Below are 19,684 nucleotides of genomic sequence, written 5' to 3' on the forward strand. Positions count from 1 at the left end.
GCAGGGCGGCGGCGAACATCAGAGCGATCAGGGTCTTGCGCATGGTGTATCTCCTTGTCTCATTCCCGGTAAGTTCCGGATGAGTTCAGGTTACCCAGATCAAGGTCAGCGGCAGTCAGCGGAGGGTAAAGCTTGGGTAAAGAAGGTATTTCACGGCCCTGACATATCTGCCAGGGCACATCGGGATCAGAGGCTGTAGTAGTAGCCGCGGCTGCGCAGGGCGACGATCCGTGGACGGCCGTCGGGGTGCGGGCCGATCTTCTTGCGCAGGTTGCTGACATGCATGTCCAGGCTGCGGTCATACAGGGTCAGCTTGCGGCCCAGGGCGATCTGCGCCAGTTCCTGCTTGTCCAGGGGCTCGCCCGGTTGCTTGAGCAGGGCTTCGAGCAGGCGGCTTTCGGAAACGGTCAGGGTAATGTCCTGCTCGTCGATGTTGACCACACCGCGCAGCGGACTGAAGCACAGGTCGCCCAGTTCCATCTGGCTGGAGGCCGCCACCGGATGGCTGCGGCGCAGTACGGCACGCAGGCGGGCGGTGAGTTCACGGGGGTCGCAGGGCTTGGCCAGGTAATCGTCGGCACCCAGTTCCAGGCCGAGGATGCGGTCCAGGGGTTCGCCACGGGCCGAGAGCATCAGCACCGGCAGGTCGGGGTGCTCATTGCGCAGTTGCTTGAGCAGCTCCAGGCCGCTGCCGTCGGGCAGCATCACGTCCAGTACCACCGCTGACGGCGCCGTTTCGGCCAGGGCGCGACGGGCGCTCAGGCCATCGTGGCAGGCCCGCACCAGAAAACCTTCCTGGCTCAGCCAGCTGCTCAGGAGCTCGCACAGCTCCTGGTCATCATCAATCAGTAACAGGTCGCTCATGAATCTCTCAATTTAGCCATTGTCGACGCTTGCGATGCCCGCCACTGGCGAAGATCCCGCAGAGCAGGGCCAGCAGGGCCACGCCGCCGCCGGTGACGAACCACTGCTGTTGATCGGTCAACAGGCGGGGTGCCGGGTTGGCCTGGGCCTCTTTGAGTTGCAGCTTGAGGCGCTGGTTCTCCTGGCGCAAGCGGGTCAGTTGGGGGCTTTCCCGTTCGGCATCGGTATTTTGCAATTGTTTGCTCAGTTCATCGCGCAGGCGCTCGCTTTCTTTCAAGCGTTGCTGCAACTCGGTGATCTGACTGCCGGCGCTCAGGGACAGCGGCGTGGAATGGCCGGTGTCCTGGGTTTCCTCGGCAAGGGCTGGAGCCCCGATCGACAACATGACCAACAGCAGGCACAGCGGACCTTGGCGCATCGAAACTCCTGATTCCAATCGAGTGTTGGGCAGGTTGTCGGCAGTCAAACGAGAATAATGAGCGATTGAGAGCGCGATGAACCGCGAAGGTTCATCGCACCCGGGAGGATTTACGGCATCGATTGCTTGAACGGCTTGACCAGTACATGGGCGTAGACGCCGCAGGTCACGAACGGGTCGGCGTCGGCCCAGGCCTGGGCGGCGCTCAGGGAGTCGAACTCGGCGACGATCAGGCTGCCGCTGAAACCGGCCGCGCCCGGGTCATTGCTGTCGATCGCCGGGTGCGGGCCGGCGAGTACCACGCGCCCCTGATCCTTGAGCACTTGCAGCCGCTCCAGGTGCGCCGGCCGGTTGGCCAGGCGTTTTTCCAGGGAGTTGGCGACGTCTGTGGCAATGATTGCGTAAAGCATGTCAGTCCTCGGTTTTCGGGGTGGTGGGATCGGCGTCATGCAGGTGGCGCGAGAGGTAGATACCCTGGCCCACCAGGAACAATACGGTCATGCCCAGGCTGCCGAAGACCTTGAAGTCGACCCAGATGCTCTGGAAGGTGAAGGCGACAAACAGGTTGGCGGCGCCGCAGAACAGGAAGAAGGCGATCCAGGCGATATTCAAGCGGGTCCATACCGGGTCTGGCAACGTCAGGGCGTGGCCCATGATGCGCTTGATCAGCAGGCGGTCGCCGACGAAGTGGCTGCCGATGAAGGCCAGGGCGAACAGCCAGTTGACCACCGGAGCTTTCCATTTAAGGAAGGTTTCGCTGTGGAAGGCCAGGGTCAGGCTGCCGAAGACCAGGCAGGCGATCAGGGTCAGCCACTGGCTTTTTTCCAGCTTGCGCTGGGAGATGAACAGGGCGCCATACACCACCAGGGAACTGATGATCAGCACCGCTGTGGCGCTGTAGATGCCGCCCAGGGTGACTTCGTGACCGGCAAGGTCGACGACGCGGGGATCAATTTTATAGACGATGAAAAACAGGAACAGCGGGATGAAGTCGATGAATTGTTTCACAGTGGCAGCCAGAAGCAGGATGTCCCGGCATAATAACAAACATCCTTGGTAGCGAAAGCGCCAGCTGACTTGAGGTTTTATCGTCCTGTGAATGTTGATTTGCACTGCCATAGCACGGCCTCCGACGGCGCCCTGGCGCCCGCGGTTCTGGTTGCGCGTGCGTACGAGAGAGGCGTGCGAATCCTGTCCCTGACCGACCACGACACCCTCGAGGGGCTGGACGAAGCGCGCCAGGCGGCGCAGCAACTGGGTATGCAGCTGGTCAATGGCGTCGAGCTTTCCTGCACCTGGGGCGGCGCCACTATCCATGTGCTGGGCTACGGCTTCGATACCCAGGCCCCGGCTTTGGTGCAAGCCATCGAAAAACTCCACGAAGGCCGCTGGCTGCGTTCGGAGGAGATCAGCCGCAAGCTGGCCCTCAAGGGCATGCCGGGAGCGCTGGAAGGCGCCCGGGCGATCCAGCAGGAACTGGGGGACAGTGGCAATGCACCGGCGCGGCCGCACTTTGCCGACTACCTGGTGCGTGCCGGTTTCGTGAAGGATCGCGCCGAGGCGTTTCGCAAATGGCTGGGGGCCGGCAAGCTGGGGGACGTCAAGCAGCACTGGCCGACCCTGGAAGAAACCGTCGGCACACTGCGGGCCGCGGGGGCCTGGGTCAGCCTGGCCCATCCCTGGCATTACGATTTCACCCGCAGCAAGCGTCGCCGCTTGATTGCCGACTATATTCAAGCCGGTGGTCATGCTATCGAAGTGGTCAATGGCCACCAACCTGCAGAGCAAGTGGGCAGTTTGGCTATCCTTGCTCGTGAATTCGGACTGCTGGTCAGCGCTGGCAGTGACTTTCATGGCCCTGGAGGCTGGTCCGAGATTGGTGAGTATCGCCCGGTCCCGGAAGACCTGCCGCCCCTTTGGTGTCGGTTCAAACATGAGCCAATTATTGCCGCCTGAACAGGTAGAGACAGTGAGTCAATTTTTCCAGATCCACCCGGAAAACCCCCAGCCACGCCTGATCAAACAGGCCGTCGAGATCATTCGCAGCGGCGGTGTGGTGATCTATCCCACGGATTCGTCCTACGCCGTCGCCTGCCAGATGGGCGACAAGGGCGCAATCGAACGGGTTCGACGCCTGCGCCAGCTGGACGACAAGCACAACTTCGCGCTGATCTGCAGCGACCTTTCGCAGTTGGGCCTGTTCGCCAAGATCGACACGGGCACTTTCCGTCTGCTCAAGGCCCATGTGCCGGGGCCCTACACCTTCATTCTCAACGCCACCCGGGAAGTGCCGCGCCTGCTGCTGCACCCCAAGCGCCGGACCATCGGCCTGCGGGTGCCGAGCAACCCGATCGCCCTGGCGCTGCTGGCCGAGCTGGGCGAGCCGCTGATGAGCGTCAGCCTGATCATGCCCGGTGATACCGAGGCCCTGAGCGACCCCTACGAGATGCGCCAGTTGCTGGAGCACCAGGTGGACCTGATCATCGACGGCGGGTTCGGCAGCACCGAGTCGTCCACGGTGATCAACCTCGCCGACGGCGAGCCGGAAGTGATCCGCGTCGGTTGCGGTGACCCCGCGCCGTTCATGGCCGAGGCCTAGATGTCCGCAGTGGAAACCGTCGACGACCAGGCCGGCGCCCAGCAGGAGCTGCCCTTCGCCATGGTCTACGGCCAGGCGGTCATGGAAATGCCCCTGGACCTGTACATCCCCCCGGATGCCCTGGAAGTCTTTCTCGAAGCCTTCGAAGGCCCGCTGGACCTGCTGCTGTACCTGATCCGCAAGCAGAACATCAACATCCTCGACATCCCGGTGGCGGAGATCACCCGCCAGTACATGGGTTATGTGGAGCTGATGCAGTCGGTGCGCCTGGAACTGGCCGCCGAGTACCTGGTGATGGCGGCAATGCTTGCCGAGATCAAGTCGCGCATGCTCCTGCCGCGCTCAGCCGAGGTCGAGGAAGAAGAGGACGATCCGCGGGCCGAACTGATCCGCCGCCTGCAGGAATACGAGCGCTTCAAGGCGGCCGCCGAGGGCATCGACGGCCTGAGCCGGGTCGGTCGCGATGTGCTGGTGCCCAAGCTCGACGCCCCGGAGGCCCGGGCGCGCAAGCTGCTGCCGGATGTGGCCCTGGAAGAGTTGCTGATGTCCATGGCCGAGGTGCTGCGCCGTGGCGACATGTTCGAAAGCCATCAGGTGAGCCGCGAGGCGCTGTCCACCCGCGAGCGCATGAGCGATGTGCTGGAGCGGCTCAAGGGCGGCGGTTTCGTGCCCTTTGTCGAGCTGTTCACCGCCGAGGAAGGGCGCCTGGGGGTGGTGGTGACCTTCATGGCGATCCTCGAACTGGTCAAGGAATCCCTGGTCGAGCTGGTGCAGAATGAGCCCTTTGCGGCCATCCACGTACGGGCGCGAGCCGAATAACGAGCTTAAATCATGAACCTGAATGAACCCCGCGAGCTGGCGCCCCTGCTCGAAGCCTTTCTGTTGGCCTCGGGAAAACCCCAGTCCCTGGAACGCCTGTTCGAGCTCTTCGAAGAAGCCGAGCGGCCGGACCCGGCGGTCTTCAAGAAAGCCCTGGCCCTGCTCGGCAAGTCCTGCGAAGGGCGGGCCTTCGAGCTCAAGGAAGTGGCCTCCGGCTATCGCTTGCAGATCCGCGAGAAGTTCGCGCCCTGGGTCGGCCGCCTGTGGGAAGAGCGCCCACAGCGTTACTCGCGCGCCATGCTGGAAACCATGGCCCTGATCGCCTATCGCCAACCCATCACCCGGGGCGAGATCGAGGACGTGCGTGGCGTGGCGGTCAACAGCCATATCGTCAAGACCTTGCTGGAACGTGAATGGATCCGCGTGGTGGGGTATCGCGACGTGCCGGGCAAGCCGGCGATGTTCGCCACCACCAAGGCGTTTCTCGATCACTTCAACCTGAAGAACCTCGACGACCTGCCGCCTTTGGCGGAACTGCGGGAGATCGAGGCCGAGCCGGTACTGGAATTCGACGACGCGCCGGTGCCCGAGCACCTGCAACAACTGGCCGATGCCAGCGCCGAGCCGGAGGAACCCAAGGAAGAAACCAGCTTCCATACCCTGCTGCTGGAGCTGGATTCCATGGAGGAGGGGATCAAGACCGACTTCGAAGACTTGCACCGTGATGGTGTGGTGGAACCGGAGCAGGGAGGGGTACAAGAGCCGGTGCCGGATCTCCCGCAGGAGGAGGCCCGGACCGAATCTGAGGTCCTCGCCGATGAGCCCGATGAATTCCCGGTCGAACCCGAGGGCCAGCCGCCGGTCGAAGCAGAGGATGATGTGCTGGGCGTGGCCGAGGCCCGGGCCAAGTTGCTCGCCGCAGTAGCCGCACTGGAGCCTGCTACGCCGCAGTTGAGCGAGGAAGAGGCCGAAGCCCTGGCCCTGGCCGAAGCCATCGAAAACGAACGCCGCCTGCTGGACGATTGACCTTGTAGTCGCTGGCCGGCTCGGCGCATGGCTGGCGGTTTTTTTTTGCCGGCAAGCCGGCTCCTACAGAGGTGATGGATGAGTTCTGCCAAGGATCCCTGCATCAGCGTGTGCAAGTTCAGCGATGACATCTGCATCGGCTGCGGGCGCAGCAAGCGTGAGATCAAGACCTGGAAGAAGCTCGACAAGGCCGAGCGCCGTCAAGTGCTGGCTGAAGCCGCCATGCGCCTGCTGCAATTGCGCGCCACCGGCCGGCGGAAAAAGTCCTGAGGGGCGACTTATCAACTAGTCTGTGATGCGCAACCGCCGCCATGAGCGTATGATTCGCGACCCTTTGGCGATCCCTTCGCCACAGACCCTGTTTTCCACCCTTCAGGCCGCTCAAGCCTGAAGCGACACACCGGGAGGTGCCCAGATGAGCGATACCGATCAGAACGACCAGGAAATCCGTCCAGCCGGCGAAAAACTGCAGAAAGTCCTCGCCCGCATCGGCGTCGGCTCGCGCCGCGATGTCGAGTCCTGGATCAGCCAGGGCCGGATCAAGGTCAACGGCAAAGAGGCCACCCTGGGCCTGCGCGTCGACCTGCATGACGCCATTTCCATCGATGGCAAGGTGATCAAGCGCGAAGAGGCCGCCGAATCGGTGCGCCGCGTGATCATGTACAACAAGCCCGACGGCGAGATCTGCACCCGCGACGACCCGGAAGGCCGCCCGACCGTGTTCGACAAGCTGCCGCGTCCGCGCGAAGGCCGCTGGATCAACATTGGCCGCCTGGACATCAACACCACCGGTCTTTTGATGTTCACCACCGACGGTGAGCTGGCCAACCGCCTGATGCACCCTTCCTACGAGATGGACCGTGAGTACGCGGTGCGTGTGCGTGGCGAGGTCGACGACGAGATGATCGAGCGCCTCAAGGCCGGCGTCATGCTCGAAGACGGCCCGGCCAAGTTCACCGACATTCAGCAGGCGCCCGGTGGCGAAGGTTTCAACCACTGGTACCACTGCGTGGTGATGGAAGGTCGCAACCGTGAAGTGCGCCGCTTGTGGGAATCCCAGGGCCTGGTGGTCAGCCGCCTGAAGCGCGTGCGCTTCGGTCCGGTGTTCCTCAACTCCGACCTGCCCATGGGCCGCTGGCGCGAAATGAGCCAGTACGAAGTCGATGTGCTCAGCGCCGAAGTCGGCTTGACGCCGGTGGCTATGCCGCAGCTCAATGCCAAGTCCAAGGACAAGCTGGAGCGCATGCAGCGCAAATCCTCGCGTCCGGTGGGCAAGAGCGAGCGCGTGCGCACCCTGCGTCCGGCCAATGGCAGCGCGGCCACCCCGCGTGTTTCCCGCGAGCCGCAGATCGAAGGCGAGCGTCCTGGCCGCAAGCCGGCTGCCCGTCCGGATGGCGAGCGTGGCTCCCGTGCTCCGCGTCCGGCTACTGGCCGCGGCACTCCGGTGGCCGACCGCCCGGCGGACACCAAGCGTCCGGCCAAGCCGGCGCCCAAGTCCAAGCGCCCAAGCCTGGTGCTGGACAAGGACGCACCTTCCGGCAAGCGCCGTGGCGCCCCGGCCGGTTCCGGCCAGCGTCCCGGTTTTGGTCGCCGCAAGCCGGAGTGATTCCCGGCCTGCCGACAAAAACGCCAACCTCCGGGTTGGCGTTTTTTTTGCCTGCAACTGCGCAGGAGCCGGCTTGCCGGCGAACCGGGCCACCCGGCTTGCGCAGGCTGATAGCGGCCTTCGCTTGCCAGCTCCTACGCTAGAAGGCGAACTGGCCGTCGAACACAGGCTTGTTATCCACCGCCAGCACTCCGGAACTGAAGATCAGGTCCAGGTGATGGCTGCCTTTGGCGCCGCCCCCCAGGCCCAGGTGCAGGCCGCAATGGCGCTCTTCGAAGCCGGAGTTGCGCCCGTAGAGGGACCTGATGCCCTCGTTGGTGCCGATTCCCAGTTCCTCTATGCGCCGGTTGGACGGGTTGGCATCCAGGTACTTGTTGAAGTCATTGGCCAGCCCTGGCACCTCGGTGGCTACCCGGCTGATGCTGGAGTTCTCGATCCACAGTTCCAGCGGTGCTTTCAGCACCCCGTACTTGCGGGCGAAAGGGATGGTGCTGAGGAAGGTGCCGAGAAACTTCACATGGCCGTTGATGGCATCGCTGTGGGTGGCGATTTCCCCCGGTGCCAGGTCGTAGTTGCCGACGCCGTTGATGTCGGTCCATTTCTTCACGCTGTTCAAGGGCGCTTCGAAATATGAGCCCTGAAGGTCACTGAAGCTCAGGGTGGTGGCCTGGGACAGGCGGCGGATCAGAGTGGCGTTGAGGTCGGCAATGCGTTGCGGCTCGACGCTGAAGGTGTCGTAGAAGTACTCGCCGTAATCCTTGAACAGCAGGGACTTCTTCCAGTGCTCGGCCATCAGCCCATGCAGCGGCCGCAGGAACTCCGGGCCGTCGGGGTGTGGCTGGGGCAGGGTCGAGGAGTCGTAGAAGAAGATGTACAGGTCACAGTCGATGATGGCCTGGGCAAGGGTCGCCGCCGGCTCCTGGTCCAGGCGCAGGGCGCTGACCGTCAGTGGGGTGGCCTGGCGCGACTGTTCGAGGATGGCGCTGACCATGGCCTGGTACTCGGCGGTGTGGCCGATCACCACCCTGGAGGGCTGGGCGCCGCTCAAGGCCGGATGCCGCTCGAGGTAGTACAGGAAATGGCGGATGGCGCGGGTCTGGTCCATAAAACCTCCCTGGAGGACAAAGGTGACCGGCGCAGGCACCAGGCCTGCACCGGTCCGGGCGCCTTACATCGGCCACATGGCAGTGCCGAATGGCACCACCGCGTCGGCCTGCATCATTTCCACTGCTGCTTCATGGGTGGCGGCTTCGAACCAGTCGTCCAGTTGCAGTTCGGTTTCCAGGTCTTGTTCCAGTGCTTGCATGGTGTCTCTCCTAGATACAGTGCGTGTAAGCAGTCCATTGGCGGAGCAGTTGAACAGCGGAGAACGGGAAGGTTGCTGGGCCGCTCATCCACTCCCGGAACTTGTCGGCTGGCTGAGCCGGCAAGTGGCTGGAAACCTAGTCCAGGGCATTTTGAAGTGCAAAAAAATAATTAGATTATTTTCTGCTGAACTTTATTTTCTATTTTTAGGTGAAATATTTATTCCCAGAAAACAAAAAGCTAAGGCTTTTCCGCTTGTCGGGCGGCGTGGGTGTCAATTTGCAGTCGGTTCGCCAGTTGATCTGGTTTGGCAATTTATCGTTACGCCTCGTAAAGAAAAAATTACGAAATGCGCCGTGATCCGCCTGTAATTCGCGGCGATGGATGTGCTGTAAGGAAAAGCTGCCGGCAGTTGTTCGGGAAAGCCACCGCCGAGGCTCTAGCCCGCTTGTTCCGGGGCGCCAAGGCAGGTGATATGCACATCTGCCTGCGTACAGGTGCATAACAAGAAGGAGGCGCAATGAACGCCGTAACCGATTTTCACACACACCCTTCGATGGGCGATGGCCTTCGCTCATTCATCGACGACCCCACTCGGTCCGTCCACTTTCGCGCCGCCGATGCCGAGCATCGGGCTGGCCCCGCAGGATTCCGGTTACCGGCACGCTGATAAAGCGGTGTCTGGCGGCAGGGAGTCAGGGGTGTACAATGCGCGGCGTTTTAACTGTGACCCAACTGCGTACCCGCGCATTTTGCGCCTGAAACGTGCTTTCCAGACCGCTTGCGAGGCGCTGAAGAGCTCGCTGCAAGGCCAATAAACTCAAGGTTATCCACCTTGTTCACTCCGCCGCGTCACGAGCGTGGTGGGTTCGATTTCGTCACAGATAAAAACAAACAGGTGACGCATGACCGTTAAAAGAACGCTGAACTTCTGGTGCCTGCGCTGGGGTTTGATCCGCGCCGCTTAAGCCTTTACCGGGCGGCAACGTCTGACACACATTACCTTGCGTGAGAGCCTTTTCATGAGTGGACAAAACTCGCATTCGGGCGAGCTGAAACGCGGCCTGAAGAATCGCCATATTCAACTGATCGCCCTGGGCGGCGCGATTGGTACCGGTTTGTTCCTGGGGTCGGCCGGGGTGCTCAAGTCCGCCGGCCCGTCGATGATCCTCGGTTATGCCATCTGCGGTTTCATCGCTTTCATGATCATGCGCCAGCTCGGCGAGATGATCGTCGAGGAGCCGGTGGCCGGCTCTTTCAGCCACTTTGCCCATAAATACTGGGGCGGCTTTGCCGGTTTCCTCTCGGGTTGGAACTGCTGGATCCTCTATATTCTGGTGGGCATGTCGGAGCTGACAGCGGTCGGCAAATATGTGCACTACTGGTGGCCGGACGTCCCGACCTGGGCCTCGGCAGCCGTGTTCTTCGTCATGATCAACGCCATCAACCTGGCCAACGTCAAGGTCTTCGGCGAGGCCGAGTTCTGGTTCGCCATCATCAAGGTGGTCGCCATCGTCGGCATGATCGCCCTGGGCAGCTACCTGTTGGTCAGCGGCCACGGCGGCCCGCAGGCCTCGGTGAGCAACCTGTGGTCCCACGGCGGCTTCTTCCCCAATGGGGTCAGCGGCCTGGTGATGGCCATGGCAATCATCATGTTCTCCTTCGGCGGCCTGGAAATGCTCGGTTTCACTGCAGCGGAAGCCGACAAGCCGAAGACCGTGATCCCCAAGGCGATCAACCAGGTGATCTATCGCATCCTGATTTTCTACATCGGCGCCCTGGTGGTGCTGCTGTCGCTGACGCCGTGGGACACCCTGCTGGTGACCCTGAACGCTTCCGGCGATGCCTACAGCGGCAGCCCGTTCGTCCAGGTGTTCTCGATGCTGGGCAGCAACACCGCGGCGCACATCCTCAACTTCGTGGTCCTGACCGCGGCGCTGTCGGTGTACAACAGCGGCACCTATTGCAACAGCCGCATGCTCCTGGGCATGGCCGAGCAGGGCGATGCGCCCAAGGCCCTGGCCAAGATCGACAAGCGCGGCGTGCCGGTGATGTCGATCCTCGCTTCGGCGCTGGTGACCTTCGTCGCCGTGGTGCTCAACTACCTGATTCCGCAGCACGCCCTGGAGCTGCTGATGTCCCTGGTGGTGGCGACCCTGGTGATCAACTGGGCGATGATCAGCTACTCGCACTTCAAGTTCCGCCAGCACATGGAGCGTACCGGCCAGACCTCGCTGTTCAAGGCGCTGTGGTACCCCTACGGCAACTACGTCTGCCTGGCGTTCGTGGTGTTCATCCTGGGCATCATGCTGATGATTCCGGGCATCCAGATCTCGGTGTACGCGATCCCGGTGTGGGTGGTGTTCATGTGGGTCTGCTACTGCATCAAGAACAAGCGCAGTGCCCAGCACGCGCTGCAGGCAGCCAGTGCTTCGCTGAAGTAAGCGCGGCCCTGGCAACGACTAACCCGGCTCCGGCCGGGTTTTTCATGGCCGTGATTTTTGTCGGGGGCTGAGATCGCTTTCGCCGGCAAGCCGGCTCCTACGGTGTGCCTGCCCGCTGTAGGGGGCTGGCTTGCCAGCGAAGAGACCCGCAAGAGCGTGGGGAATGGGGGTATCCTATGCGCCCTGAAGACGGATTCCTGTTCCATGCTGGTGATTTCCAACAACGTGCATCTGCCGGATGCCGAGATCGAGCTGACCGCCATCCGTGCCCAGGGCGCCGGTGGGCAGAACGTCAACAAGGTGTCCAGCGCGGTGCACCTGCGCTTCGATATTCCGGCTTCGTCCCTGCCTCCGTTCTACAAGGAGCGCCTGCTGGCGCTGCGCGACAGCCGCATCACCAGTGACGGCGTTATCATCCTCAAGGCCCAGCAGTACCGCACCCAGGAGCAGAACCGCGCCGATGCCCTGGAGCGCCTCACCGAGCTGATTCTCAGCGCCATCAAGGTGGAGAAGAAGCGCCGCCCGACCAAGCCGACCCTGGGTTCGAAGAAGCGCCGCCTGGAGACCAAGGCCAAGCGCGGCAGCATCAAGGCCGGGCGCGGCAAAGTGGACTTCTAGCGCGCCTCGCGTTCCTGGCGCAGCTTGGGCGCCTGGTGGTACAGGTACAGGCTCAGCACCAGGCCGGTGCAGGCAGCGATGGCGGCGAACAGGAAGATCGAGGCAAAGCCGAAACCGGCAGCAATCGCCCCCGCCAGCGGGCCGGTGATGCCCAGCGACAGGTCGATGAACAGCGAGTAGGCCCCCACTGCCGCGCCGCGGCTGGAGGCTGGCACCAGGTTCACCGCTTCCACCCCCAGGGCCGGGAATACCAGGGAGAAGCCGAAGCCGCTCAGGGCTGCGCCGGCCAGGGCCCAATTGGCATCCGGTGCCAGCCACAGCAGCAACAGGCCGAGGGTTTCCACCGACAGGCAGGCAATCGCCACGCGAAAGCCGCCGAGGCGGTTGATCAGGTTGCCGAACAGCAGTCGCGCGCCGATGAAGCTGGCACCGAACAGGCTCAGGCACAGTACGGCGTTGTCCCAGTGCCGGGTGGCGTAGTACAGGGTGATGAAGGTGGCGATGGTGCCAAAGCCGATGGAGCCCAGGGCCAGGCCGCAGCCGTGGGGAAATACCTTGCCCAGCACGTGGATGAACGGCAAGCGCTCGCCGGCAACGATCGGCGCGGCGAGTTTCGGCCAGGCCAGCAGCAGGCCGAGCAGCGCCAGCAGGATGATGCTCGCTCCCATGCTCCACAGCCCCAGCCGGCTTACCAGCCACACCCCCAGCGGCGCGCCGATGGCCAGGGCGCCGTAGCTGGCGATGCCGTTCCAGGAAATTACCTTGGCGGTATTCTGCGCCCCGACCCGGCCGATGCCCCAGCCGATGGAGCCCGAGCCCACCAGGCTTTCCGCGCTGCCCAGGACCAGGCGGCCGATCAGCAGGCTGATCAGGCTCAGGGTCGGCAGGTTGTGCAGCCAGGCCGAAAGCAGCATGAACACCCCGCTCAAGCCGCAGCCGGCCAGGCCGTACATCACCGCACGCTTGCTGCCCAGATTGTCGATGATGCGCCCGGCATAGGGCCGGCTGAGCAGGGTGGCCAGGTATTGCACGCTGATCACCAGGCCGGCGATCACCGCGCCAAAGCCCAGCTCGCTGTGCACGTAGCCCGGCAATACTGCCAGCGGAATGCCGATATTCAGGTAGCCGATAAAGGTGAACAGGACGATGGAGACGACGTGCAGCGTGACCGTCAAGGGGCGCTGGGTATCTGGCATGGGGATCGGACCACTGCGACAGCTCAATAGATAGGCTGCTTATGATACCGATGTGCAGGGAGGGGTTGTGGGGGAAATCGATGTGTTGTTCAGATTTTTACCTGGCCGGAGTCGGTTCAGGCGTCATTGTTGCCCAGCAACCGGGTGGTGACCAGGGCGGCCAGGGCATTTTCCTGGGTGCCGAAGCGGGCCAGCAGAGCGGCCTGTTTTTCTTCGCTGAGGCGATTCCACACGTCGATCATCTGTTCGGCAGTGCCGATCAGCACGCTGGCTTGGGTTTCGCTGAAGGATTCGGTCATGGTGCGGCGGGGCTCGGGAGGAGGGTTTCAGGCGGTGTGGAAAGCGCTTGAGTAGCGCTTTCCACACGGTCTGGTTACAGCTTTCAGTCTTCGCTGTCGGCCTTGCGGCTGTCGGCGGCTTCTTGCACTACAGGCTTGTCGGCACTGGCTTGTGGCGGAGTTGTCTGCTCAGTTTCGTGCAGGCTTGGGAAGGGGAGATTCGGGATCTCATGCATGTCGTTGCTCCTCGCAAAGTCTGTTTTTTAAATCGCTGGGTAGATCCGCGCTTTTAAAAAGCTTGGGCAGGATACAGCACTGGAAATGACAAAAAGATTTTTATCGCGCTTTTTGGGATGAAAGGGATTTCATCGAGTGGTGCGGCTTGCCGTCACAGGCAGCCAGAGGGCTGCCTGTGACGGTGCGCAAGTTGCTATACGACCCGGGCGATGGCTTCAGCCAGCAAGTCCAGGCGGCTGGCGTCGATCCCGGCCACGTTGGCGCGGCCGGAGCTGACCATGTACACGCTGTGGTGGTCACGCAGTTCCTGGACCTGGGCAGGGCTCAGGCCGGTGTAGGAGAACATTCCCCGTTGCACGCCGATATGCGCGAAACGTTCGGCCAGGCCGTAAGGCTGCAAGGCCTCCAGCAGGCCGGCGCGCAGTTGCGCGATCCGCAGGCGCATGGTTTCCACTTCGTCGGCCCAGAGGCTTTTCAGCTCCGGGTCGCCGAGGATGGTGGCGACCACCGCCGCGCCGTGATCCGGTGGCGTGGACCACAGGTTACGGGCGATATGGGCCAGTTGGCTGCGCACATCGAGCAGTTTCTCGGCGTCCTGGGTGCAGACGATCAAAGCGCCGGTCCGGTCGCGGTACAGGCCGAAGTTCTTCGAGCAGGAGCTGGTGATCAGCACTTCCGGCAGTTCGGCGGCGAACAGCCGCACTGCCCAGGCATCCTGCTCCAGGCCATCGCCGAAGCCCTGGTAGGCGAAGTCGATCAGCGGCAGCAGCTTGCGGCTGCGTACCACGTCCAGCACGCGTTGCCAGTCGGCGTGGCCGAGGTCGAAGCCGGTGGGGTTGTGGCAGCAGGCGTGCAGCAGCACCACGTCGCCCTCGGGCACCTGGTTCAGGGTCGCCAGCATGGCCTCGACGTCCAGGCGGTTGTCGCTGCCCACATAGGGGTAGTGACTGACCTTGACCCCGGCCGCGGCAAAGATGGTCTCGTGGATCGGCCAGGTCGGGTTGCTCAGCCACACGCCACGGCCCGGCAGGCAGTGGGCGATGAAGTCGGCACTCAGGCGCAGGGCGCCAGTGCCGCCCGGGGTTTGCGTGGCGCCGGCACGCTGGGTGGCGATCAGTTTCGAATCGCTGCCCAGTACCAGTTCATTGATCACCTTGCCGAAGGCCGTGTCGCCATGGCCGCCGATGTAGATCTTGGTGTCCTGGCTGTCCACCAGGCGCTGTTCGGCCAGCTTCACCGAGCGCGGGATCGGCGTCAGGCCCTGGGAGTCCTTGTAGACCCCCACGCCGAGGTCGAACTTGCGCGGGTTGGGATCGTTGGCGTAGGCCCCCATCAGGCCGAGAATCGGGTCGCCGGGAACCCGGCCGATGGCGTCGAAGTGCATTACTTGCGTCCTTCTGCGGTCTTGGCCACTTCATCGGTGCGGGCTGCCATGATGAAGTCGTTGCGGTGCAGGCCCTTGATCGAGTGGCTCCACCAGGTCACGGTGACCTTGCCCCACTCGGTGAGCAGGCCCGGGTGGTGGCCTTCGGCCTCGGAGATCTCGCCCATGGCGTTGGTGAAAGCCAGGGCAAATTTGAAGTTCTTGAACAGGAAGACTTTTTCCAGCTGCATCACGCCATCGCGAACTTCGATGTTCCAGTCAGGGATCTGCTTGATCAGTACCGGCAGTTCTTCGTCGCTGACTTGAGGAGCATCGGCACGGCAGGCTTCGCAATGGGCTTGGTTCAGAGCGGTCATGGTGGGTTCCCAGGATTCAATTCTTGTTGGAAGTTACTATCTTTCGCAGCGGCTCGCGAGTGCGGGCCGCTCAGGCCGCCTTGGGTTTTGGCGGAAACTTGGGGGCGTGCAGGCCCAGCTGCATGCCTTGGTGGACCAGGGCCATGATGTCTTCGTGGGCCAGGTCGAACAGGCGCTTGAGGTTGGGCAGGGTGAAATAGATCGGCTGCAGGATGTCGATGCGATACGGCGTGCGCATGGCTTCCAGCGGGTCGAAGGCCTGGTGTTCCGGCTCTTCGGACAGGCTGTACACGGTCTCCTTGGGCGAGGACAGGATGCCGCCGCCATAGATGCGCCGCCCGGCCGGGGTGTCCACCAGGCCGAACTCGATGGTCATCCAGTACAGGCGCGCCAGGTACACCCGTTCTTCCTTGGTGGCTTGCAGGCCGAGCTTGCCGTAGGTGTGGGTGAATTCGGCGAACCAGGGGTTGGTCAGCAGCGGGCAGTGGCCAAAGATCTCGTGGAAGATGTCCGGCTCTTGCAGGTAGTCGAGTTCTTCGCGGGTGCGAATGAAGGTCGCCACGGGAAAGCGCTTGCTGGCCAGCAGTTCGAAGAAAGTCTGGAAGGGGATCAGCGCTGGTACCCGGGCCACTTGCCAGCCGGTGGTTTCACCCAGGACCTTGTTGATTTCGCCCAGTTGCGGAATACGGTCGTGGGGCAAGCCGAGCTTGTCGATGCCGTCCAGGTACTCCTGGCACGCACGACCCTCGATCACTTTCAACTGGCGTGTGATCAGGGTGTTCCACACCGCGTGTTCTTCGGGTGGATAGTCGATAAAACCTTGCGCGTCGGGCTCGCGGGCCACGTACTGCGTCTGCTTCATGCTGCTCTCCTGCCAGGGGATGCGTTCTTGTTATGTGTGACCCCAGTGATACCCGAGGGTGCGACGCTTTGCAGCAGGTGGCCGGTGCGGGTAGAGGGCTGTCGTGCACCAATTTGTAAAGTAAACGTTACGAATCTGGCGGGGTCTCCACCCTGTGGTGGGTTTTCAGGTTTGAAAAAGCGGTTTGCTGTCACATAATCTTGACGACTATCTGCGCCATCCTGCAGAAAGTTTGTAAAGCCCGATGCCATAAGCGTCGGTTTTCGGCGCTTATGCCATTCACTGTCAGTCCCAGGGCCTTCCTTCTATGCGTATCAAAGTTCACTGCCAGAATCGCATCGGCATCCTGCGCGACATTCTCAACCTGCTGGTGGAATACGGGATCAACGTGGCCCGTGGCGAGGTGGGGGGCGAGCATGGCAATGCCATCTATCTGCACTGCCCGAACCTGATCAACCTGCAATTCCAGGCGCTGCGCCCCAAGTTCGAGTCCATCGCCGGGGTGTTTGGCGTCAAGCGAGTCGGGTTGATGCCCAGCGAGCGCCGGCACATGGAGCTCAATGCGCTGTTGGGGGCTCTGGAGTTCCCGGTGCTGTCCATCGACATGGGCGGCTCCATCGTGGCGGCGAACCGGGCCGCAGCGCAGTTGCTGGGAGTGCGGGTGGACGAGGTGCCGGGCATTCCCCTGTCGCGCTACGCCGAAGACTTCGACCTGCCGGAACTGGTGCGGGCCAACCAGTCGCGGATCAACGGGTTGCGGGTCAAGGTCAGGGGCGATGTGTTCCTGGCGGACATCGCGCCGCTGCAATCGGAACATGACGACAGCGAAGCCATGGCCGGCGCGGTATTGACCTTGCACCGGGCGGATCGTGTTGGCGAGCGCATCTACAACGTGCGCAAGCAGGAGCTGCGGGGCTTCGACAGCATCTTCCAGAGTTCGAAGGTCATGGCGGCGGTGGTGCGTGAGGCGCGGCGCATGGCGCCGCTGGATGCGCCGCTGCTGATCGAGGGCGAGACCGGGACCGGCAAGGAGCTGCTGGCCCGTGCCTGTCACCTGGCCAGCCCGCGCGGGCAGTCGCCGCTGATGGCCCTGAACTGCGCCGGGTTGCCGGAGTCTATGGCCGAGACCGAGCTGTTCGGCTACGGCCCTGGCGCCTTCGAGGGGGCTCGGGCAGAGGGCAAGCTGGGGCTGCTGGAACTGACCGCCGGTGGCACCCTGTTTCTCGACGGGGTAGGGGAGATGAGCCCGCGCTTGCAGGTCAAGCTGCTGCGCTTCCTGCAGGATGGCTGCTTCCGCCGGGTCGGCAGCGATGAAGAGGTGTACCTGGATGTGCGGGTGATCTGCGCGACCCAGGTGGATCTTTCCGAGTTGTGCGCCAGGGGCGAGTTCCGTCAGGACCTCTATCACCGGTTGAATGTGCTGTCCCTGCACATTCCGCCATTGCGCGAATGCCTCGACGGCCTGCCCCCCCTGGTGGAGCACTTTCTCGACCAGGCCAGCCGGCAGATCGGTTGCCCGTTGCCGCGTCTGGCGCCGGCGGCCATGGAACGCCTCAGTCACTACCACTGGCCAGGCAATGTGCGGCAGCTGGAGAACGTGCTGTTTCAGGCGGTTTCCCTGTGTGATGGCGGTACGGTCAAGACCGAGCACATCCGGCTGCCGGACTATGGTGCGCGCCAGCCGCTTGGCGATTTCTCCCTGGAGGGTGGCCTGGAACAGATTGTCGGGCGCTTTGAAAAGGCCGTGCTCGAGAGTCTGTACGCCGAACACCCGAGTAGCCGTCAGTTGGGCAAGCGGCTGGGGGTCTCCCACACCACCATCGCCAACAAACTGCGCGAATACGAGGTCGGCAAGAATGCCGGTGACAATCCCTAGGCTTGTATCCGGGCCGTTACTTGCCGGTAGCGGCATAAGACCGCCGTTTTTCCGTCTTCTGTCAGCGCTGTTTTTTCCTCTGTAATCAGGCAAAGCCTTGCCCCGCCTGGGGATCACTACTGCGTGAAAAAGTTGGTGCGCTTATTGCTTATGGCTTCGCAGTACAGCGGTGGGCGGCAAACGTCCGGCAGACAGAGGAAAGACTGTGGACAAGTACCTTTATGTGGCAATGACCGGCGCCAGCCAGAATGCACTGGCGCAAAAGGCTCATGCCAACAATCTGGCGAACATCTCTACCAATGGTTTTCAGCGCGACCTGGAGCAGGCCCGTGCGATGCCGGTATTTGGTGACAGCTTTCCGGCGCGCGCCTTTGCCATGAGCGAGCGCCCGGCAACGGATTTCAGTGCCGGCTCGATGGTGGAGACCGGTCGTGACCTGGACGTGGCCGTCAGCGGCAACGGCTGGATCGCCGTGCAGAGCCCCGACGGCAGCGAAAGCTATGTGCGTACCGGCAGTTTGAATGTCGACGCCCTGGGTGTGCTGCGCGCTGGCAACGGCATGCCGGTGATGGGCAATGGCGGCCCGATTGCCGTGCCACCCGAGCAGAAGATCGAAGTTGGCCAGGATGGCACCATCAGTATCCGTGCCATGGGCGAGGGCCCGCGGGTCATGGCCGAGGTCGACCGCATCAAGCTGGTCAACCCGGACATCAAGAACCTCACCAAAGGCCTGGACGGCTCGATCAAGACCAAGGACGGCCAGCCGGCACCCGCCGACGCCAACGTCCAGCTGGTCTCGGGTTTCCTTGAGTCGAGCAATGTCAATGCCGTGGAAGAGATGACCGCGGTGCTGGCCCTGTCCCGGCAGTTCGAATTGCACGTGAAAATGATGAACAGCGCCAAAGAAGACGACCAGGCCATGGCTCGGGTCTTGCAGATCAGCTAATTACCAGTATCTAGCGCCGTAAAACAGGCGCGAGAGGAGAAACCAATGCTTCCGGCTCTATGGGTTGCCAAAACCGGTCTGTCCGCCCAGGACACCAACCTGTCTGTCATTTCCAACAACCTGGCGAACGTCTCGACCACGGGCTTCAAACGTGATCGCGCCGAGTTCCAGGACCTGCTGTACCAGATCAAGCGCCAGCCGGGGGCCCAGTCCACCCAGGACAGCGAGCTGCCAACCGGCCTGCAGGTCGGTACCGGTGTGCGCATTGTCGGCACCCAGAAGAACTTCACCGCCGGCAGCCTGCAGACCACCGAGCAGCCTCTGGACCTGGCCATCAACGGCCGCGGTTTCTTCCAGATCCTGCAGCCTGATGGCACCACGGCCTATACCCGTGACGGTACCTTCCACCTGAACTCCGATGGCCAGATCGTCACCGCCAATGGTTTCGCCCTGGAGCCTGCGGTTGTCGTGCCCAACGATGCGCAGACCTTCACCGTAGGCCAGGACGGCACCGTGTCCATCACCATCGCCGGCAACCCGGCGTCCCAGGTGATCGGCAACCTGCAAACCGCCGACTTCATCAACCCGGCAGGCCTGCAGGCCCAGGGCAACAACCTGTTCCTGGAAACCGCCGCCAGTGGCGCGCCGCAGATCGGTACCCCGGGCCTCAACGGTTTCGGCACCACGCTGCAGAACACCCTGGAAGCCTCCAACGTCAGCACCGTTGAGGAGATGGTCAACATGATCACCACTCAGCGCGCTTACGAGATGAACTCCAAGGTGATCTCCACCGCGGACCAGATGCTCTCGTTCATTACGCAGAAGCTGTAATCAAGTCTTGAGGTCGCCA

The 19,684-nt window shown here is 62.7% G+C and carries 24 protein-coding genes; 12 read left to right on the plus strand and 12 right to left on the minus strand.

Annotated features, from left to right (window positions below; translation table 11 throughout):
• Window positions 1–186: 186 nt before the first annotated feature.
• From F6S12_RS08875 to F6S12_RS08890, 4 genes are all read right to left on the minus strand, one after another.
• Window positions 187–864 (minus strand): response regulator transcription factor, encoded by a 678-nt coding sequence (locus F6S12_RS08875; protein ID WP_011059931.1) that lies wholly within the window; start codon window positions 862–864, stop codon window positions 187–189.
• Between the two features lie 7 nt (window positions 865–871).
• Window positions 872–1,282, minus strand: a complete 411-nt coding sequence (locus tag F6S12_RS08880; protein WP_019093743.1) for a translation initiation factor 2 — start codon at window positions 1,280–1,282, stop codon at window positions 872–874.
• A 110-nt stretch (window positions 1,283–1,392) separates the two neighbouring features.
• On the minus strand, window positions 1,393–1,692 hold the full coding sequence (locus tag F6S12_RS08885) for a YciI family protein (RefSeq protein ID WP_011059932.1): 300 nt from the start codon (window positions 1,690–1,692) through the stop codon (window positions 1,393–1,395).
• Window position 1,693: 1 nt separating this feature from the next.
• Window positions 1,694–2,290 (minus strand): septation protein A, encoded by a 597-nt coding sequence (locus tag F6S12_RS08890; RefSeq protein WP_011059933.1) that lies wholly within the window; start codon window positions 2,288–2,290, stop codon window positions 1,694–1,696.
• Window positions 2,291–2,377: 87 nt separating this feature from the next.
• On the opposite strand from F6S12_RS08890, the gene F6S12_RS08895 reads away from it, so the two are divergent.
• From F6S12_RS08895 to rluB, 6 genes are all read left to right on the plus strand, one after another.
• Window positions 2,378–3,238, plus strand: a complete 861-nt coding sequence (locus F6S12_RS08895) for a PHP domain-containing protein (RefSeq protein ID WP_011059934.1) — start codon at window positions 2,378–2,380, stop codon at window positions 3,236–3,238.
• Between the two features lie 13 nt (window positions 3,239–3,251).
• Window positions 3,252–3,881 carry an L-threonylcarbamoyladenylate synthase gene (locus F6S12_RS08900; RefSeq protein ID WP_041120586.1) on the plus strand — a complete coding sequence of 210 codons (630 nt, stop codon included), beginning with the start codon at window positions 3,252–3,254 and terminating at the stop codon, window positions 3,879–3,881.
• Between the two features lie 120 nt (window positions 3,882–4,001).
• On the plus strand, window positions 4,002–4,700 hold the full coding sequence (locus tag F6S12_RS08905) for a segregation and condensation protein A (protein ID WP_169893818.1): 699 nt from the start codon (window positions 4,002–4,004) through the stop codon (window positions 4,698–4,700).
• A gap of 12 nt (window positions 4,701–4,712) precedes the next feature.
• Window positions 4,713–5,726 carry an SMC-Scp complex subunit ScpB gene (gene scpB, locus F6S12_RS08910; protein WP_053149704.1) on the plus strand — a complete coding sequence of 338 codons (1,014 nt, stop codon included), beginning with the start codon at window positions 4,713–4,715 and terminating at the stop codon, window positions 5,724–5,726.
• Between the two features lie 78 nt (window positions 5,727–5,804).
• Entirely contained in the window at window positions 5,805–5,996 is a 192-nt protein-coding gene (locus F6S12_RS08915; RefSeq protein WP_053149705.1) for a DUF1289 domain-containing protein, read from the plus strand.
• Between the two features lie 145 nt (window positions 5,997–6,141).
• The gene (gene rluB, locus F6S12_RS08920; RefSeq protein ID WP_015634611.1) at window positions 6,142–7,332 is read left to right on the plus strand and encodes a 23S rRNA pseudouridine(2605) synthase RluB; all 1,191 of its coding nucleotides are present in this window, start codon (window positions 6,142–6,144) and stop codon (window positions 7,330–7,332) included.
• Window positions 7,333–7,471: 139 nt separating this feature from the next.
• Here the strand turns inward: rluB and F6S12_RS08925 are convergent, their stop codons facing one another.
• Entirely contained in the window at window positions 7,472–8,437 is a 966-nt protein-coding gene (locus F6S12_RS08925) for a leucyl aminopeptidase (RefSeq protein WP_053149710.1), read from the minus strand.
• A 63-nt stretch (window positions 8,438–8,500) separates the two neighbouring features.
• Window positions 8,501–8,638, minus strand: a complete 138-nt coding sequence (locus tag F6S12_RS08930; protein ID WP_011059941.1) for a hypothetical protein — start codon at window positions 8,636–8,638, stop codon at window positions 8,501–8,503.
• A gap of 49 nt (window positions 8,639–8,687) precedes the next feature.
• Between F6S12_RS08930 and F6S12_RS08935 the strand changes: the two genes are divergently transcribed.
• The 3 genes from F6S12_RS08935 (at window position 8,688) to arfB (ending at window position 11,699) form a co-directional block, all read left to right on the plus strand.
• Complete coding sequence (locus F6S12_RS08935; protein WP_134532568.1) at window positions 8,688–9,008, plus strand: hypothetical protein; 321 nt, start codon at window positions 8,688–8,690, stop codon at window positions 9,006–9,008.
• A gap of 651 nt (window positions 9,009–9,659) precedes the next feature.
• Window positions 9,660–11,081 carry an amino acid permease gene (locus tag F6S12_RS08940; RefSeq protein ID WP_011059942.1) on the plus strand — a complete coding sequence of 474 codons (1,422 nt, stop codon included), beginning with the start codon at window positions 9,660–9,662 and terminating at the stop codon, window positions 11,079–11,081.
• A gap of 204 nt (window positions 11,082–11,285) precedes the next feature.
• Entirely contained in the window at window positions 11,286–11,699 is a 414-nt protein-coding gene (gene arfB / locus F6S12_RS08945) for an alternative ribosome rescue aminoacyl-tRNA hydrolase ArfB (RefSeq protein WP_011059943.1), read from the plus strand.
• Here arfB and F6S12_RS08950 read toward each other — a convergent pair.
• The 6 genes from F6S12_RS08950 to phhA form a co-directional block, all read right to left on the minus strand.
• Window positions 11,696–12,895 carry an MFS transporter gene (locus F6S12_RS08950; RefSeq protein WP_011059944.1) on the minus strand — a complete coding sequence of 400 codons (1,200 nt, stop codon included), beginning with the start codon at window positions 12,893–12,895 and terminating at the stop codon, window positions 11,696–11,698. The genes arfB and F6S12_RS08950 overlap by 4 nt on opposite strands.
• A 116-nt stretch (window positions 12,896–13,011) precedes the next feature.
• Window positions 13,012–13,194, minus strand: a complete 183-nt coding sequence (locus F6S12_RS08955; RefSeq protein ID WP_011059945.1) for a hypothetical protein — start codon at window positions 13,192–13,194, stop codon at window positions 13,012–13,014.
• An 83-nt stretch (window positions 13,195–13,277) separates the two neighbouring features.
• Window positions 13,278–13,409: a hypothetical protein gene (locus F6S12_RS08960; protein WP_015634613.1), complete on the minus strand. Its 132-nt coding sequence runs from the start codon at window positions 13,407–13,409 to the stop codon at window positions 13,278–13,280.
• 194 nt (window positions 13,410–13,603) lie between these two features.
• Complete coding sequence (locus F6S12_RS08965; RefSeq protein WP_123430232.1) at window positions 13,604–14,794, minus strand: amino acid aminotransferase; 1,191 nt, start codon at window positions 14,792–14,794, stop codon at window positions 13,604–13,606.
• The gene (locus F6S12_RS08970) at window positions 14,794–15,150 is read right to left on the minus strand and encodes a 4a-hydroxytetrahydrobiopterin dehydratase (protein ID WP_007930096.1); all 357 of its coding nucleotides are present in this window, start codon (window positions 15,148–15,150) and stop codon (window positions 14,794–14,796) included. The genes F6S12_RS08965 and F6S12_RS08970 overlap by 1 nt, the downstream gene beginning before the upstream one ends.
• 70 nt (window positions 15,151–15,220) lie before the next feature.
• Window positions 15,221–16,012, minus strand: coding sequence for a phenylalanine 4-monooxygenase (gene phhA / locus F6S12_RS08975; RefSeq protein ID WP_011059947.1), 792 nt, complete (start codon window positions 16,010–16,012; stop codon window positions 15,221–15,223).
• A 307-nt stretch (window positions 16,013–16,319) separates the two neighbouring features.
• Here phhA and F6S12_RS08980 point away from each other — a divergent pair, with 307 nt between their 5' ends.
• The 3 genes from F6S12_RS08980 (at window position 16,320) to flgG (ending at window position 19,665) form a co-directional block, all read left to right on the plus strand.
• Window positions 16,320–17,888, plus strand: a complete 1,569-nt coding sequence (locus F6S12_RS08980) for a sigma-54-dependent phenylalanine hydroxylase transcriptional regulator PhhR (RefSeq protein WP_019092865.1) — start codon at window positions 16,320–16,322, stop codon at window positions 17,886–17,888.
• A 205-nt stretch (window positions 17,889–18,093) separates the two neighbouring features.
• Complete coding sequence (gene flgF / locus F6S12_RS08985; protein ID WP_011059949.1) at window positions 18,094–18,834, plus strand: flagellar basal-body rod protein FlgF; 741 nt, start codon at window positions 18,094–18,096, stop codon at window positions 18,832–18,834.
• 45 nt (window positions 18,835–18,879) lie between these two features.
• Window positions 18,880–19,665, plus strand: coding sequence for a flagellar basal-body rod protein FlgG (gene flgG / locus F6S12_RS08990; RefSeq protein ID WP_125062204.1), 786 nt, complete (start codon window positions 18,880–18,882; stop codon window positions 19,663–19,665).
• Window positions 19,666–19,684: the final 19 nt, after the last annotated feature.

The organism is Pseudomonas sp. JV245A, from assembly GCF_032424515.1.
Lineage (GTDB): Bacteria > Pseudomonadota > Gammaproteobacteria > Pseudomonadales > Pseudomonadaceae > Aquipseudomonas > Aquipseudomonas protegens.